The 17454-nt window shown below is 28.7% G+C and carries 15 protein-coding genes, 1 other RNA gene and 2 pseudogenes; all 18 read left to right on the forward strand.

Going from position 1 to position 17454, the window contains the following annotated elements; translation table 11 throughout:
- The first annotated feature begins 469 nt into the window (after positions 1-469).
- The 18 genes and pseudogenes from B3603_RS02790 (at position 470) to B3603_RS02870 (ending at position 17400) form a co-directional block, all read left to right on the forward strand.
- Entirely contained in the window at positions 470-1501 is a 1032-nt protein-coding gene (locus B3603_RS02790) for a deoxyguanosinetriphosphate triphosphohydrolase (protein ID WP_291560494.1), read from the forward strand.
- A gap of 188 nt (positions 1502-1689) precedes the next feature.
- Positions 1690-3450 (forward strand): DNA primase, encoded by a 1761-nt coding sequence (gene dnaG, locus B3603_RS02795; protein WP_291560495.1) that lies wholly within the window; start codon positions 1690-1692, stop codon positions 3448-3450.
- Positions 3451-3454: 4 nt separating this feature from the next.
- Positions 3455-4528, forward strand: coding sequence for an RNA polymerase sigma factor RpoD (gene rpoD, locus B3603_RS02800; protein WP_414632362.1), 1074 nt, complete (start codon positions 3455-3457; stop codon positions 4526-4528).
- A 110-nt stretch (positions 4529-4638) separates the two neighbouring features.
- Positions 4639-5526 (forward strand): PH domain-containing protein, encoded by an 888-nt coding sequence (locus tag B3603_RS02805; protein WP_291560498.1) that lies wholly within the window; start codon positions 4639-4641, stop codon positions 5524-5526.
- 12 nt (positions 5527-5538) lie between these two features.
- Positions 5539-6228 (forward strand): tRNA (adenine(22)-N(1))-methyltransferase, encoded by a 690-nt coding sequence (locus tag B3603_RS02810; RefSeq protein ID WP_291560500.1) that lies wholly within the window; start codon positions 5539-5541, stop codon positions 6226-6228.
- Positions 6219-7034 (forward strand): Nif3-like dinuclear metal center hexameric protein, encoded by an 816-nt coding sequence (locus B3603_RS02815; RefSeq protein WP_291560502.1) that lies wholly within the window; start codon positions 6219-6221, stop codon positions 7032-7034. Before B3603_RS02810 ends, B3603_RS02815 begins: the two co-directional genes overlap by 10 nt.
- 61 nt (positions 7035-7095) lie before the next feature.
- Positions 7096-7437, forward strand: an RNA gene (rnpB, locus tag B3603_RS02820) — RNase P RNA component class A.
- A gap of 264 nt (positions 7438-7701) precedes the next feature.
- Entirely contained in the window at positions 7702-8232 is a 531-nt protein-coding gene (locus B3603_RS02825; protein WP_291560607.1) for an SH3 domain-containing protein, read from the forward strand.
- 215 nt (positions 8233-8447) lie between these two features.
- Complete coding sequence (locus B3603_RS02830) at positions 8448-8951, forward strand: MepB family protein (protein ID WP_291560505.1); 504 nt, start codon at positions 8448-8450, stop codon at positions 8949-8951.
- A gap of 202 nt (positions 8952-9153) precedes the next feature.
- Positions 9154-9591 carry a hypothetical protein gene (locus B3603_RS02835; protein WP_291560507.1) on the forward strand — a complete coding sequence of 146 codons (438 nt, stop codon included), beginning with the start codon at positions 9154-9156 and terminating at the stop codon, positions 9589-9591.
- A 514-nt stretch (positions 9592-10105) separates the two neighbouring features.
- Positions 10106-11414, forward strand: a pseudogene (locus tag B3603_RS02840) (IS3 family transposase).
- Between the two features lie 784 nt (positions 11415-12198).
- Positions 12199-12369 carry a phage holin family protein gene (locus tag B3603_RS23185; RefSeq protein ID WP_414632363.1) on the forward strand — a complete coding sequence of 57 codons (171 nt, stop codon included), beginning with the start codon at positions 12199-12201 and terminating at the stop codon, positions 12367-12369.
- Positions 12370-12416: 47 nt separating this feature from the next.
- Positions 12417-13301, forward strand: coding sequence for a hypothetical protein (locus B3603_RS02845; protein WP_291560510.1), 885 nt, complete (start codon positions 12417-12419; stop codon positions 13299-13301).
- A gap of 214 nt (positions 13302-13515) precedes the next feature.
- A pseudogene (tnpA, locus tag B3603_RS02850) lies at positions 13516-13989 on the forward strand (IS200/IS605 family transposase).
- A 366-nt stretch (positions 13990-14355) separates the two neighbouring features.
- Positions 14356-15450 (forward strand): stalk domain-containing protein, encoded by a 1095-nt coding sequence (locus B3603_RS02855; protein ID WP_291560512.1) that lies wholly within the window; start codon positions 14356-14358, stop codon positions 15448-15450.
- A gap of 295 nt (positions 15451-15745) precedes the next feature.
- Positions 15746-16357 carry a lipoprotein gene (locus tag B3603_RS02860; RefSeq protein ID WP_291560513.1) on the forward strand — a complete coding sequence of 204 codons (612 nt, stop codon included), beginning with the start codon at positions 15746-15748 and terminating at the stop codon, positions 16355-16357.
- 233 nt (positions 16358-16590) lie between these two features.
- Positions 16591-17055: a zinc-ribbon domain-containing protein gene (locus tag B3603_RS02865; RefSeq protein ID WP_291560516.1), complete on the forward strand. Its 465-nt coding sequence runs from the start codon at positions 16591-16593 to the stop codon at positions 17053-17055.
- 246 nt (positions 17056-17301) lie between these two features.
- Positions 17302-17400, forward strand: a complete 99-nt coding sequence (locus tag B3603_RS02870) for a hypothetical protein (RefSeq protein ID WP_396152314.1) — start codon at positions 17302-17304, stop codon at positions 17398-17400.
- The last annotated feature ends 54 nt before the right edge of the window (positions 17401-17454 follow it).

A 17454-nucleotide genomic window follows, 5' to 3' on the forward strand; every position in this document is an offset into this window, starting at 1 on the left:
TTCTATAGACACTTACAGTTTAAAAATTCGTTAAATTTAAACTGTTATAATATAAAAGTTATGTTATAAAGTCTAAAATTATATAAAGTTTTCATGGTAGTTTATAATTAGGTTTCTAAATATGAGTGTGTAAAATAGTCAAGTTTAGAAACCTAAAAAGATTATAATTTAAAATGAATAAACAGATTTTCACCTTTTGAATATCATTGGTATTTAAAGGAGAATATATATATAATACATTGAAATTTAATGTATAGCTCAATATAACTGCTTAATTTGATAGTTTGATTTATAACTTTAATCAATAAACAATCTGAAATAGAAAGCTCACAATTATTCATTAACAATCATTAATTATAAATTTTATAAGGATAAATACTTTACGGATTGCGAATGTTGAACTGTGAATTGAATAGGTACAATTAGAAAACTAAATAGCTATATATTAAATTATTAGGAGGAGTGATGGATGAACATAAGAGAAAGAATAGAAAAAAATGAAGAGCTTATTCTAAATCCTTATGCAGCATTATCAATTAACTCTAAAGGAAGAGTAATTAAGGAAAATAAAGATGAAATGAGAACCGATTATATGGTGGATAGAGACAGAATAATACATTGCAAATCTTTTAGAAGATTAAAATTAAAGACTCAGGTGTATATTAAAACTTGGAATGATCACTATAGAACTAGGCTTACTCATACTTTAGAAGTTAGTCAAATCGCTAGAACTATAGGAAAAGGTATAGGACTTAATGAAGATTTAATAGAAGCTATTGCACTAGGGCATGATATAGGCCATGTTGCTTTTGCGCATAATGGTGAGGAGGTTTTAAATGAATTATTACCTCAAGGGTTTAAACATAATGAAAATAGTGTTAGAGTTTTAACAAAAATTGAAAAGTTAGGGAAAGGGCTAAATTTAACTTATGAGGTTATAGATGGAATATTGAATCATAGTGGATTTTCTTCCCAATCAAAAGGGGCTTGTACTTTGGAAGGACAAGTAGTAAAATATAGTGACAAAATTGCCTATGTGAATCATGATATAGATGATTCTATAAGAGCAGGAATTCTCCGTGAAAGTGACTTGCCAAGAGAAGTTATAGAAGTTTTAGGAAAAAATCATAGCAATAGAATTGAAAGCTTGGTCAATGACTGTATTTATAATACTTTGGAAAACATTAAAAATAATAATATTCAAGTTGCATTGTCAAATAAAGTACAAGAATCTTTAGGTGAACTTAGGAATTTTATGTTTAAAAATATATATAAAGGAAATATTTTAAAAGTAGAGAGAGAAAAAGCAAAATTTGTTTTAAAGCATGTATATTCATATTTTTACAAACATCCAGAAAAACTGCCATATTTTTATAAGACCATTGCGAATAATGAAGGGCTTGAACAGGGTGTTGCAGATTATATTTCAGGCATGAGCGATGAGTATTGTTTACAGCTTTTTAATGATTTATATGTGCCCAAACAAAGCATTTATATATAATTTATAATTTTACTAAGACATTATAAAACTACAAAAATTTGCATTTTTGAAGGAAAAATCTAATTTACAAAGAATATATAAAAAGTAAAAAAGTTTATTTTATAAAAACTTATAAGAAAAAAGAAGGATTTTATACTTTTTTGTCGAAAATGACAAAAGTGTAAAATTAAAAGGTGGGATATAATTTAGTGATTTCAGAAGAAGTCATACAAAAAGTAAAAGAACAAACAGATATTATTGATGTAATATCAGAAAAAGTAAGACTCAAAAAATCAGGACGAAATTTCATAGGAAATTGTCCTTTTCATAGTGAAAAAACTCCATCATTCACTGTTTCTCAGGATAAACAAATATATAAATGTTTTGGTTGCGGAGAAGCAGGAAATGTATTTAGTTTTATTATGAAAGTTGAAAATAAGAGTTTTCCTGAAGCAGTTAAAGCTTTGGCTGAAAAGGTTGGTATTGAGGTAGAGGAAAAAAGCAATTTAAATAAAGCTAAAAAAGATAAGTTTGAAAAAATGAAAAAGTTAAATGTAGATGCAGCTAAATACTTCTATGCAAATTTAAGAAAAAATAAAAAAGCTTTCCAGTACCTAAAGAATAGGTCTATGGATGAAAGAACTATGACAAAATTTGGACTTGGATTTGCATTAGATGAATGGCACGCACTCGGAGACTATTTAAGGGGAAAAGGTTATAGTGATAAGGAGATGTCAGATCTAGGACTAATTATTAAAAGTAAAAAGAGCAACTACTATGACCGTTTTAGGAATAGAGTTATTTTTCCAGTTTTTGATTATAAGGGTGTAGTTATTGGTTTTGGAGGCAGAGTTTTAGATGACTCAAAGCCTAAATATTTAAATTCACCAGAAACACCTTTATTTTTAAAAGGAACCAACTTGTATGGTTTAAATTTTGCCATAAAACAAAATATGAATAGAACAGTTGTTATTGTTGAAGGATATATGGACTGTATTGCACTTCATCAACAAGGTATAACTAACGTTGTGGCAACTTTGGGGACTGCTTTAACGGAGCAACAAGCAAAGTTATTAAAAAGATATGCAGACAAGGCAATAATTTCCTATGATGCGGATTTAGCAGGTCAAAAGGCTACTTTAAGAGGACTAGACATACTAAAAAAATCTGGATTTGATGTTAGGGTTTTATCAGTCCCAAGTGGAAAGGATCCAGATGAGTTCATAAAGACTTACGGCAAAGAAGCCTTTCAGGCATTAATAAATGAAGCTATGCCACTTGTTGATTACAAAATCAAAAAAGTAGAAGAAGGCATAAATTTTACAGATAATGAAATGATAATAAGGTATAAAAATAAAGTATTAGAAATAATAAAAGACTTAAGTGATTTTGAAAAAAATATATATATAAAACAAGTTGCAGAGAAACTTAAAGTAAAAGAAGAGTTATTAAGTGACGAATTTAACCAAAAAATCAAACAAAATGAAAAAAATGATAATATACAGCATAATTATGGGCAAAATCTATATATAGAGCCAGCTCATATTAAGGCTGAAAGAATATTACTTAAGTTTATGTTAACAGATACTGATAAATTTAATTTTATATCTTATGAATTAAAGGATTGTGGTTTTGTATCTTACAGTCATAAAACACTTTATGATTTAATTTTAAAATTTAATGATTTATCCTATGAAGATAAATTAAAACATATCGAGAATAACTGTAATGATAGTGAAACTACAAAACAATTTATTAACTTGATGGAATATGAAATAAGTGGAGATAAGTATGACCTTGATAAAATGATTCATGATTGTATCAAGATGATTAAAAAATATAGGTTAGAGGAGTCGGAAAAAGAAGTTATGAATAAAATTAAACAGTATGAATCTAAAGGCCTTGTAGAGAAGTCTTTAAAGTGTACACAAGAGTTAATTGATATACAAAAGGCATTAAAAAACATATAAGTTGATGAAGGGAGGTAATGTAATGAAAGATAAAAATACAAAAATAACTGTAGTTAAAAAGCTGATTGAAAAAGGTAAAAAGAAGGGTTCATTAACGTATAAAGAAATAATAGATGAACTTGATGAAATAGATTTAAGCCCAGAGCAAATTGAAAAAATATATGAAGTATTAGAATCAATGGAAATAGATGTTGTGGGAGATCTTCAAGAAGAGGAAGAAGAAATAGATATATCTATACCAGAAGGTATTACTATAGATGACCCAGTAAGAATGTATTTAAAAGAAATAGGTAAAGTACCGCTATTATCATCAGAAGAAGAAATAGAACTTGCAAAGAGAATTGAAGAAGGCGATGCTTATGCGAAAAAGAAATTAGCAGAAGCTAACTTAAGACTGGTTGTAAGCATTGCTAAAAGATATGTGGGAAGAGGAATGTTATTTCTTGATTTGATTCAAGAGGGTAATTTAGGTCTTATTAAAGCTGTTGAAAAGTTTGATTATAGAAAAGGTTATAAGTTCAGTACTTATGCTACATGGTGGATTAGACAGGCAATAACTAGAGCTATTGCTGATCAGGCTAGAACTATAAGAATACCAGTACACATGGTTGAAACTATTAATAAACTTATAAGAGTTTCTAGACAATTACTACAGGAATTAGGTAGAGAACCATTACCGGAAGAAATTGCAAAGCAAATGGATATGTCAGTAGATAAAGTTCGTGAGATTATGAAAATTGCTCAAGAACCAGTATCACTTGAAACTCCGATAGGGGAAGAGGAAGATAGTCATTTAGGAGATTTTATTCCAGATGATGATGCTCCAGCGCCAGCAGAAGCAGCTGCCTTTACTATGCTCAAAGAACAACTAATAAGTCAATTACGTACATTAACTCCAAGGGAAGAAAAGGTTTTAAGATTAAGGTTTGGATTGGATGATGGAAGAGCTAGAACCTTAGAAGAGGTTGGTAAAGAATTTAATGTAACAAGAGAAAGAATAAGACAAATAGAAGCTAAAGCTTTAAGAAAGTTAAGGCATCCAAGTAGAAGTAAGAAATTAAAAGATTATCTAGATTAGAGCACCATCTTGGTGTTCTTTTTTTAACACTATTATACATAAAGTTAAAATATAATTAAATTTACCATCTATGGATTTTATGGTATAATTTGAGCAAAGAAGGTGATAAAATGACGGTATTTACTTCTAAAAAAGATAAAGAAGTAATCTCAATATTGCTACTAGCATTGTTGTACAATGTTTTGCTTGTAATTTTGATAAATAATATGCACTCTTATGTAGTTATAAATTTACTAAGATTAATGATTGTAGCTTGTAATTTATATTACTTTTATTATATATTTTTATGGCTATCATTAAAATATGAACTATATGAAGACAAATTAATAATTAATGGTCTAAATGGATTAAAGAAGATAGAAATCCCATTAAAAGATATAGAAGGATATACAAAATTAAGTGGTAAAATTAAAGGTGTAAAATTATCAGGGATTGCAACAAATACTTTTGCATTAGGTAGAACTGTAGTTAAAAAAGTTGGTACTACAAGAATGTTTGTGACTAATAATAAAAATGTTATATATTTAAAAACACAGGATTGCAACATTGCAATTTCTCCAGAAGATGTGTCTGCAGTAGAAGGTTTATTAAATAAGAATGGTATTTACTTAATGGATTGGGAAACAAAGTTTAATAAGGTAAATAAGTTATATAAAAATATAAAGTATAAATTACCATTATTTTTAACGAGTATTGTTATTATAATACTTACTATAAATCCATTATTTTTATATGTAACTCAAAGATTGCCAGATGTAATGCCAATAACTTTTGATGCCAAGCTTAGACCAGTAGTCATGGGCACACCTAAGCAATTTACTTTTACACAAATGACTTATGGAGGATTAAATATGGGATTGCTGTTTTGTATGTATTATGCCTCTTATTTTTGTGCTAAATATGATAAAAAAACAGCCTATAGATATTTATATATAGCCTTAGCGGTAGCATCAGTATTTTTATATATGCAAATAAGAATGTTATTAATAGCAGTGTAAAGGATGACGGAAATGAACTTAAGCGATAGATTAAAAACCGTAGGTGAAATGATAAAAGATGTTAACACCATTGTAGATGTGGGAACAGACCATGCCTATATACCAATTTATCTTATTAAGAATAATATTATAGAAAAAGCTATAGCTTCTGACATCAATAGTGGTCCTGTAGAAAAGGCAAAAAAAAATGTCAGTGATTATAATTTGCAGGATAAGATAAGTTGTAGATTAGGTGGAGGACTTACTACTGTAAAACCTAAGGAAGTGGATGCAGCTATAATAGCAGGTATGGGAGGAAACTTAATTAGAGATATAATTGAAGAAAGCAAAGAAGTTTTTAAAAATCTTGATTATGCTATACTTCAGCCTGTTCAAAATCCAGAGGTGTTAAGGGAATATATTTATAAAAGTGGATACAAAATAATAGATGAAGAACTAGTAAAAGAAGAAGATAAATTTTATGAAATTTTTAAAGTTAAATATGATAATAAAATTAAAGAAACACAAGCTATATACTATGAAGTTAGTGAAACTCTTATAAAGAAGAAACATCCTGTGATGAAGGAATATTTAGTATTTAAGTTAGATAAATATACTAAGATTTACAGTGGCTTAAATCAAGAAACTGAAAGTGCTATAAAAAGAAAAGAACAATTAGAGAAAATAATTATAAAGCTAAAGGAGTTTTTACAATGTCTTTAAAAGTAAAAGATATTATAAGAATAATGGAAGGCTATGCCCCAAGCAAATTGAAGGAAGACTATGATAATGTAGGACTAATGGTAGGAGATAGTAATGCAGAAGTAACTTCTATATTAGTTGCGCTAGATGCTACATTAGAGGTAATAGAAGAAGCAATAGAGAAAAATTGTAATTTTATATTAACTCATCATCCAATATTATTTTTAAAGCCTAAAACAATAACTACAGATAATCTTTTAGGTAAGAAAATAATTAAATTAATTAAAAATGATATAAATGTATATTCAAGCCACACAAATTTAGACTCTGTTGAAGATGGAATTAGTGATATAGCTACAAGGATGCTGGGATATGATAAGTTTGCTATTATAGAAAATACGTTAGTGCCAGAGTATAACAATGGGAAAAATGGAATAGGAAGATTAATAAAATTAGAAACACCAGTTAAGTTAAAAGATTTATGTGAAAAAGTTAAAGTTAGCTTCAATACACCTTTTATAAGATATGTAGGTGAAGAGAATAAAGAAGTCAGTACTATTGCAGTAGTAAATGGTAGTGGAGAAGATTTCTTTGCTATAAGTAAAGCTAAAGGTGCAGATTGTATTATAACAGGGGATACTACATATCATTATGTAAGTGATATAAAAGAGGAAGATGTAGCTATCATAGATGCTGGGCATTTTGCTACAGAATGGCCACCAATGATAGATTTTGGAAAAATTTTCAAAAAATTACTTAGAGAAAATAACTTTAATAACAAAGTATACATATCAGAAAAAATGCAAGATCCCTATAAATTTATATAAGTTTTAATTATAGGAAAAAAATATTTGCATTTATGAGTAAACTATGATAACATATATTTTGCGAGTAAGCCAGACAATCGCTGCTGATTTATTCAGGAGAGGAAAGTCCGAGCTCCATAGGGCAGGGTGCTGGGTAACCCCCAGTGGAGGCAACTCTAAGGAAAGTGCAACAGAGAGATACCGCCTAAGTTTACTTAGGTAAGGGTGGAAAGGCGAGGTAAGAGCTCACCAGCGTACTGGCGACTGTACGGCTATGTAAACCCCACCTGGAGCAAGACCGAATAGGAAGGTAAATGGGATTGCCCGTCCCGCCTTCGGGTGTGTCGCTTGAGCCCATTGGTAACAATGGGCCTAGATAGATGATTGTCAAATACAGAACTCGGCTTATAGGTTTACTCGTACCATTGAAAACACTAGGTTTATGACTTAGTGTTTTTTATTTTGCCATTCTTGTGCCAGTCTAAAAGTTAAACTACTATTATACAAAATTATTGAAATTCCTTTAAAATATATAGGGGGATTATGTTTTTATATACAAATTTTATAAAAAATTCTAATAAATGAATAAATTTTAAAAGCATAATAGTATTATTTTGTTTGAAAAACTCATAAGGAATTGGAGAAAGCGAAAACATTAATAGAATAACTATTTTTATTATTTTCTTTTATCTCCGCTCATTTAAATTGTTATGAACAAACAGACGATTTAAGAGAAACAGAAGTTTTAATTTGTCCAGAAGATAATAAAGCAAGAGCTATAGAACAAAGAATACTTAAAATCTTAGAAAACTTAGGTTTTAAAAATAGAAGAATTAGTGAACAAAATAGTTTACCAGACTTAAACTTAATAAACCATAGCTCTATGATTATAGAATGTTTTTTTGTAGACAGTAAGGCAAATGTAGAGTTATATAAAAAAGTAGGTGCAGAAAGATTAGCTAATGCAATTGTAGAAGTAATTACAGGCAAGTCTATACCTAATAATAGTAATTGGTATTCTTTAGATGGAAAGTATGGAATAGTAACCGCAAAGGACGGTTTAAATATAAAAAAATGTAAATCTACTAATAGCAAAATACTAGGTGTTTTGAAGCATGGAGAAAAAGTAAGATTATATAGGAAAGAGGATAATTGGATACACATTTATCATTCTGAGCATGGTGGTTATGTGTATGTAGAATATATAGATATATTATAGTTTAAAGATAGTTTCTAGGGTGAAATCTAGGACCTATCTATTTTTTACTTTTTCTTAATAAATTTCTAAATAGGGGAGGGAGAACTATAATATTTTGCAGATTAGTTTGTATCATTAATACTTTGTCACGATAAGACATTAATGAGATTTTTCATTGATTTAGAACTATAGTTCGATTACTATTAAAGTATTATAAAAAATGAGGAGGCCATTCTATGAGTAAATTTAATGACGCAATTACGGAGTTAAACAATAGGATCTATGATCCGAATAATCTAGTAGTCACGAATCTACATGAAGAAAAACAAAATTCAGAATATGCTGGCGGCACATTTCAATTGAACCACAGAACAATCCGATTCAGAATGTCTAAAGTTACTCCTAATAAAGTCGGGCAATTTGTTTCTTTTTGGGAGAAAGATGAAAATATGAAAAATCAAGCATTTCCCTATGAATCAGCACCTGACTTATTAGTTATCACTTGTATTACGGATAATAAACTAGGACAATTCGTTTTTCCTAAAGAAATACTTCTAAAAAAGAAAATATTGAGAACCTGTTTACAAAAAGGCAAGATGGCAATGAGAGTTTATCCTATTTGGGATATTACAATCAGTAATCAAGCTATAAAGACTCAAAAGTGGCAACTTCCATATTTTATTGATTTAAGCAATTCAGAAGAATTACCTATAGATAAATTAACAAATTTATATTCATAGTTTTTATAAATAGATTGGATTATATATTGCGCAATTTAATGATATAATGTAATTTAAAGGTAGTTCTTAACTTAGGTCAGGAACTACCTTCTTTTTATTTGGAAAAATTCAAACATATTATATTTATTTAAAAAAATTACAATTATTTATTTAATAATGTAAAATGGTCAATGACATAATTAAACTAATAGGGGGATATGAGATGAAGAGTTTAAAAAGAATAACAAAAGGAATATTATTAATGGTCGCATTTTCATTAATGCTAGTTGGGTGTAGCTCTAATAAAATTCCAGATGGAGTAAGAGAAGAATTTTGGGAATTGGCAAAAATAAATTATAAAATGCTTGATAATTACATGAATTGCAAAACGTATGATGAATATAATGAAGTTAGTAAGACATATGATGAAAATAAAGATACCTTTGATAAGTTTATAAAAATGAGAGATGAAAGTTCTGTAGAAGGGAAGATAAAAGAAACTTGTGGTGAAGTTTTCCTTTTGAATATGGATTATTATATAGTTATACAAGAATACGGAAAAGGTGATAAGGTAAGTGACGAAGATAAAGCTAAAATAAAGGAAATAAAAGAAGAATATAAAAACAATCTAAAAGAATTAAAAAAAAGAAATCAAAGTTGATATATTAAAATAACAAGAGTAGTCTCTAGAAATGGAGACTATTTTCTACTTTATAAAAGGAAAATTTAAATAGTTGTAGAATAAGTAAGGCAAAGATTATTTTACCAACCATATTTAAAATTAAAACCTTATTAAGTCATTGAAAATTCAAAGGTTGATAAGAGTTTATTTGTTAAATTTTAAGAAACACAAAACGGCTGGGAAAATTTCTAATAAAGAATGGCTTGATTGCAGTGGTTGAACCTTAACATGAGATGTATTTAAATCCTAAACTTGAACATTCTAACAGTTTTTCTGTATTACGTTTAACCTTAACATAGGATGTATTTAAATATTATAGAATATACTTCTCGGCTTACATCCATTCTCGTCGAACCTTAACATATTAATGTTATAAACAAAAAGGATTATTAGGAATTGTGAAATGGACTCTATGAAGTGGACAGTAAAAAAAGACTGTTTTTTCATAGGGTATTTTATCGTAAAATTAAACTTAAAGAAAGGTGTGGAATTTATGAGTAAGAAAACTTTTTCTGATATAGAAATCAAAAAACTTTCAAAGAACAAATATGTTAAATCAGTAAGCGAACGTGGGATAACTTATACTGATGATTTTAAGGTTCATTTTATTTCAGAAAACAAATTAGGAAAATCCCCTGCGAGATTTTCAGCGAAGCTGGCTTTGATATAGACATTATTGGGGAAAATCGAATTTATAATGCTGGTAAAAGGTGGCGAAAGGCCTTCAAAGAGAACGGTGCTCTAGGATTACGAAATACTCGTAAATTTAACAGTGGTCGCCCATTATCGAGAGAGCTAACGCTTGAAGAAATTGTAGTAAAGCAACAAGCAGAGATTGAATATTGGAAAGCTGAGGCTAATATGCTAAAAAAGCTAGAGCTGAGCGAAAGGCAGGTGAGAAAAAATAAGTTACAACCTGCTCTTATTTTCGAGCTTATAAAATCTACAGTTGATACTCTAAAAGCTAATAGAATGGCATCGCATTTATGTGAGATTGCTAACGTTTCTACTTATGGATACTATAATCATTTAAATTCTAGAGATACTCGTCAGAGTAAGGAAGAACATGATTTAAAGCCTAAAGAAGTTATTGTTAAGGCTATTAAGTACAAGAATAAACCTAAAGGCTCTCGCCAAGTTAAAATGATTGTTGAAAATGTATTTGGAATTATTATGAATAGAAAATGTATTCAAAGGATTATGAGAAAGTATGGAGTGAAATGCAAAGTTAGAAAGGCAAATCCATATAGAAGAATGATGAAGGCCACTAGAGAGCATACTGTTAACTTAATCGTGAATTTAAACAAGAAGTGGCAGGTAAGGCGCTTTTAACAGATATCACGTATCTCCTGTACGAATGGTAACATGGCATATCTATCCACCATTAAAGACTCTTGTAGTAAGAAATACTTGCTCATAAGCTTTCTAATAGCTTAAAACTTGATATAGCACTTGATACGATAGATATCTTAATGAAAAATAATAAGAAGATACTTCATCCAGAAGCATTTATTCGTTCAGACCAAGGTGTTCATTATACTAACCCAAAATTCCAAGAACTTCTTAAGAAAAATAAGTTAGATCAGTCAATGTCTAGACGTGGTAACTGTTGGGAAAATGCTCCGCAGGAATCGTTTTTTGCTCATCTTAAAGATGAAATAGATTATAAAAGCTGTGAGTGCTTCGAAGAATTGGAATTTATGATAGATGAATATATGTATTATTATAATAATGAAAGAGGTCAATGGAATCTTAAAAAGCAGACTCCTGTAAAGTACAGAAATCTGCTTCTAGTTTCCTAGTCTTTTTTAATTTGTCCTTGACAAGGGGTCCACTTTATTGTACCTAGTAATTCTTTTTAATTTACTAAATTATCAATGAAAAACTTAAAAGCTATAAAATTATTAACATAAAATAGAATAATAATAATTAGAGTAGCAAAATAAAATTTATCACCGTTTTGTTACCTAATTAAGTATTAAAAAGTATATTAAAATATTTATCTGTGATTATAAGTCATGGAGAGTATATTTTAATATTAAAAATATGCTTTGATATTACTTTTTTTGAATACAGGACTTGGTTTATAGACTTCCTCATATCATTTAAAACATTGGGTTTATGACTTAGTGTTTTAAGTTTTATCATTCTAAAAGTTAGATATATTAAAAATTAAAGTTTATGATGGGGAAAGAGGAATAGTATGCATGAGATATATCTTTAAAAGAATAAATGTAACACTAATAGTATCTGGAAATAAAAACTTTAGTAAGTAAAGGCATATTAAAAGGATTTTAAAGAGCATCTGGTAAATACTTATACTTTCTTAGTAAAGGCAGGATTCTGGAATATATAGAATATTCCAGAATATTATCAAATATTCATAGCAGGATATTTAACTACTCAGGAAAAAATTAGCACAAATTTAAAGTGTACGATAATGGATCATAGAGGTCTTTTTATTGCATATTTTTATGAAAAGAGAAGTGCAATATGCTAAAAATAGTTAAAGGTGCTTTTTTAAGATTAACGACTGTAAAGTAGATAGCTCTAACAGGTGGAGTTCTGGTTGCATTAATTGTAGCTATAAATTATTTAGTTGGAGAATTTGATATTATATTTCAAACACTCTTAATATTGGTATTATCGAATTATATATTAGGAGTTATAACTGTCAAAGTCAATAAGGAATTAAATTCACAGAAGGGAACAGTGGAACTTGTTAAAAATAGGAACTTATCAATTCTGTATTCATAAACTGTATTAGGATTATTTTGGTATTATCAAAGACAAGGAGAAAATTTATGTGGACTTCTAATTATATTAATGAAGATTTTCGTGCACAAGCACCTGGTTCGGTTCCTCTCTATCGCTATTATAATAATGAGAATATCGATCATTTTTATACTACAGATTTTAATGAATTAAAAGGAGGCAAAGATGATTATATACTTGAAGGAATTCAATGCTATGTATATCTAAATCAAATCCAAGATACTGTCCCTCTTTATCGTTATTATAATAATAAAAATGCTGATCATTTTTATACTACAGATTTTGGTGAACTTGGATATGGTAAAAATGGCTATACGCTTGAAGGAATTCAATGCTATGTATATCCCGATCAAATACAAGGTACAGTCCCTCTCTATCGCTATTATAACAATGACAATACCGACCATTTCTATACTACAAACTTTAATGAACTTGGATATGGTAAAAATGGTTATACGTTTGAAGGAATTCAATGTTATGTATATCCTCAAATGCAAGATACAGCACCTCTCTATCGCTATTATAATAATGAAGATATCGATCATTTTTATACTACAGATTTTAATGAATTAAAAGGAGGCAAAGATGATTATACACTTGAAGGAATTCAATGCTATGTATATCTAAATCAAATGCAAGGTACCGTTCCTCTTTATCGTTATTACAATAATAAAAATGTTGACCATTTTTATACTACAAACTTTAATGAACTTGGATATGGTAAAAATGGCTATACGCTTGAAGGAATTCAATGCTATGTATATCCTAATCAAATACAAGATACAGTACCTCTTTATCGCTATTATAATAATGACAATACCGACCATTTCTATACTACAAACTTCAATGAACTTGGATATGGTAGCGGAAGATATATATTTGAAGGGATTCAATGCTTTGTTTTCCCTACGTAGATACTAACTTAAAATTATACTATTTGCTAGTGCATACTTAGTATATAAAATAAATCAATACATCTAAAGTCCTGGTCTGTGCCAGGGCTTTTTAGAACCACAGGTATAACCTGTGGTTCTAAAAAGCTTCTAGCTATGAGTAAAAAAAAATCCTCCTTTAGTAAAATAAGTATTAGGTTTGCCGACCAATACTTGAAATACAAGGGAGGAGTTCATAATCAACAATAACAGTTTAGCACATAGCAAGTGGAATTGTAAATATCACATAGTGTTTGCACCTAAGTATAGGAGATAAACAATATATGGAAAGATAAAAGTTGATATTGGAGTAATATTGAGAAAGTTATGTGAGCATAGGGGTGTAGAAATAATAGAAGCAAATGCATGCAAGGATCATATACACATGTTAGTTAGTATTCCACATAAATTAAGTGTAGCTCAATTTATGTGATACTTAAAAGGAAAAAATTCTCTTATGATTTTTGATAGACATGCTAATCTAAAATATAAGTATGGAAATAGACAATTTTGGTGTAAGGGATATTATGTTGATACGGTTGGGCGTAATAAAAAAGTAATTGAAGAATATATAAAAAATCAAATACAAGAAGATATAGCATATGAGCAATTAAGTTTAAAAGAATATATTGACCCGTTTACGGGTGAGCCAGTAAAGAAGAGCAGGTAGAATAAACCCCTTTAGGGGTAGTTAGTAAAAATCTGCGGTTGGCAAATCATTCGATGTGCAAGCAGCACGGTCAGTAATATGCTCTTATAGGGCTAAAGCAAACCACCCGTTTTACGGGTGGTTCTGATTTTACTATTCTTATGCCAGTCTAAAAGTTAAATATCTTTACTGCTTCATTAGTAGCTTTTTTCTGAATATCTTCAGTAATATAACTATATTATAGTTATATCTTTATGATCTAACCTAGTTTGAACAACTTTAAATCTATACCTTGGGATAATGATACTAAAAGGAAAAGATAGCTATTGAAGAGTAGACTCTTAAATACAATGTTGTTATAATATAGTAAATAAGGAGGCAATTATAATGAAAGTAAAAATGAGAAAAATATTGGTTTTTTTAGTCATCACTATTCTTATTATTACACCAGTTTCTGCATTTGCAAGTACAAATAAAAAAGATATAAAGGTAACATTTAATAAAACCAACGTTAAAGTCAATGGGGTTAGTTTTAATGACAACAGAATGTTATATAACAATAAAATATATCTGCCAATAAATAGTATTGCTAAGCTATTTAATATGAATGTTTACTATTATGAAAAAACTAAGACAACATATATAGGGCAGGTACCTGCTGGAGAAGTTCCTAAAAATGTTATTGATTCTTGGAAAAATATCAAGCAGACGGATAAAACTACAAAAGAAATACTTATTTCGAAAGATTTAGCCAATATTAATGCTACTTTCAATAGTGGTAGTATTAAAATTCATGGAAAAAAAATGAATACTAATAATATTCTTTACAATAATAATACTTTTATATCATTACAAGAGGTATGTGAAATACTGGGAACTAATTGCAACTATTATGAGCCAACTTCAACAACATATGTAGGAATGATTCCTCAAAATGAAGTTCCATATGATGTATATAAAAAATGGTTTCCATATAAAAAGGAAAAATTACAATCAAAACCTGCAACGGGAGAAATGGCAGGGTGGAAAAAACTTATAGGACATGAATATGAAAGTATCGCTGATATTTACTATAAGCTAGATGGAAGTATTTTAAACGTAGAGTTAAAAGATATAAGAAAAGCTGATTTAAATAAAATTGTAGAATGGACAAATGATGATGGGATAAAAATACGTAATAGAGTAGGAGATATATACTCACTATTTAGATATTCTAATCAATATACAACAAAGTGGTTTAGAAATAAGTTTGGTAAGCTTTATGAGGATTGGATACTTGTGAGCACTATAAAAGCTGAAAACATAGTATCAGATTACTTACAAGAGACAGGACAAATTCCAAAACAAGATAATATAACATTAACTCCAGATGCTGAATATGAAATTATAGAGCCTGAGGAAGAGAAAATCAGTGCTGAAGAAGTAATAAGGAATATAGAAAATTATACGAAAACTCAATCAGAATATAAAGTAAAAAATTAAGTTAGAAATGTATTTTAATAATAAAAGCACTTACATTAGTAAGTGTTTTTATTATATGTAAAAGTGAGGTGATGGTAAGGTTAGTTATGCTAACTAAGTTCCCATAGATTTAAAATTCTATCTAACGTTCTTAGAGATATACTTAGAAATGAAACGGTATATATGCTTCAATAGATTTGCATGAAGAAAAAGAGAAAACTATTTGAAATAAAGCAAAAAGATAAAGGAAATGCTTGTTTAATAAGTTATGCTTTGCTATTATAGAAATGAAATATTGGCAATAAAGGAGAGACATATGAAAAAAATAGCAAGTATATTACTTATCATTACATTACTTTTTACAGTCAGTGCTTGTAAGCAAAAAACAGATTTAGAACCTCAAAAAAATAATGAGGTAGTAGAAGATAATAATAGTAAAAAAGAGGAAGATACTAAAAAAGAAGATGTTAAAAAAGACAAGAGTTCAGAAATAAAAGAAATCAAAAAAGGTGAAGTAGTTAGTGTAGATGATTATTGTGAATTAACAATTGAGGATACTAAGTTTGATAAAATAATAAGTCCACCGAATGCAAAAGGTGTTTATTCTTACTATGAGGCTGAAGGTGAAGGGAAAACACTTTTTGAATCTGTTATAAATATAAAGAATCTCCTACCAGATGAGAAAATGGCAGATGAATTTTTATCAGTTAAAATTCTTTATAATAAATATGAATATGGTACATTTTCAACAATAGAATATGATGATGGATCAGATTTTACTTATACTAATATAACATCAATAGAACCATTAGCAAATGGAATACTTCACTTTCTAGCGACAGTGCCTGAAAGTATGGAGAGCGATAATAAACCTTTAGCAATTATCATAAAAGCTAATAACCAAGAGTTTAAATATAATATTAGATAAAAGTAATACATAATAAAAACACTTACATTGGTAGGTGTTTTTATTATGTGTAAAGGTAAGGTGGTAGGGAGACAATGTATGCTCACCATACCACCTATAGACTTAAAAACTTTCCTAGTACACTTGCTAAAATATCTAAAGAAGAAAGAGAAGATAATATTGAATAATATGTCACTTTCTGCTAAAATTAAAATAATAAAGAAAAAATTGGTATATATGGGGGATTTATATTAATGACTAAATATTGTTCAAACTGTGGAGAGAAAATAAAGGACAACGCTAAATTTTGTGAGAAATGTGGTAATGATTTTAGTAAAGATAACATTGCACAAAAAAGTAGAAAGCCTAGAAAAAAACGAGGATGCTTAATGTCTATCTTAATTTTTATTATACTAGGGATAGGAACAGTATTCTTTGCTGCTATGCAGAATGATTCAATACAAAAATCTGTTTCTGGTGTTTCTGATAATAGTGAATATATAACATTAGAGGAATACAATAATATAGAAACAGGAATGACATATGAAGAAGTAGCAGAAATTGTAGGAAGCAAAGGTACTGTTTCATCACAAGTTGAAATGAATGGTATAAATAACACAATAATTACATGGTATGGAAATGGAGTAGCTGGATCAAATGCTAATGTAACATTCATTAATAACGAAGTACAAGGGAAAGCACAAGTTGGATTAAAATAATTTTAAAGTACTTACATTTGTAAGTGCTTTTATTATGTTTTGAAAGTGAGATGGTGATATGGCAACTGTATCTACAAATCTAAGAATATTTGATTAAATGACTAGATCATTATAGCAAGTTACACAAGCCTTAAATTCAACTATAAGCGCTATGGATGACATAAATAATCAAATAGAGATATACGAACGACCAATACTTTAAATACAGGTATAGATAGTATTAGTCGCATCTTTTACATATTAAGAATGGAAGAAAAAATAGATTTGAAGCAAGAGAAGCGAGAAAAGGATTATCAAGATATAATTTGTAGATTAAATGTAATTGAAAATGTAAAAAAGATGTAGAAGAAATCGAAATTTACGTATTTAAGAAATAAGCTTAATTTAACACTTAACTTT

Origin of the sequence: Clostridium sp. UBA2485 (genome assembly GCF_002341865.1) — a bacterium.
In the GTDB taxonomy this organism is placed as follows: Bacteria; Bacillota; Clostridia; order Clostridiales; family Clostridiaceae; genus Clostridium_J.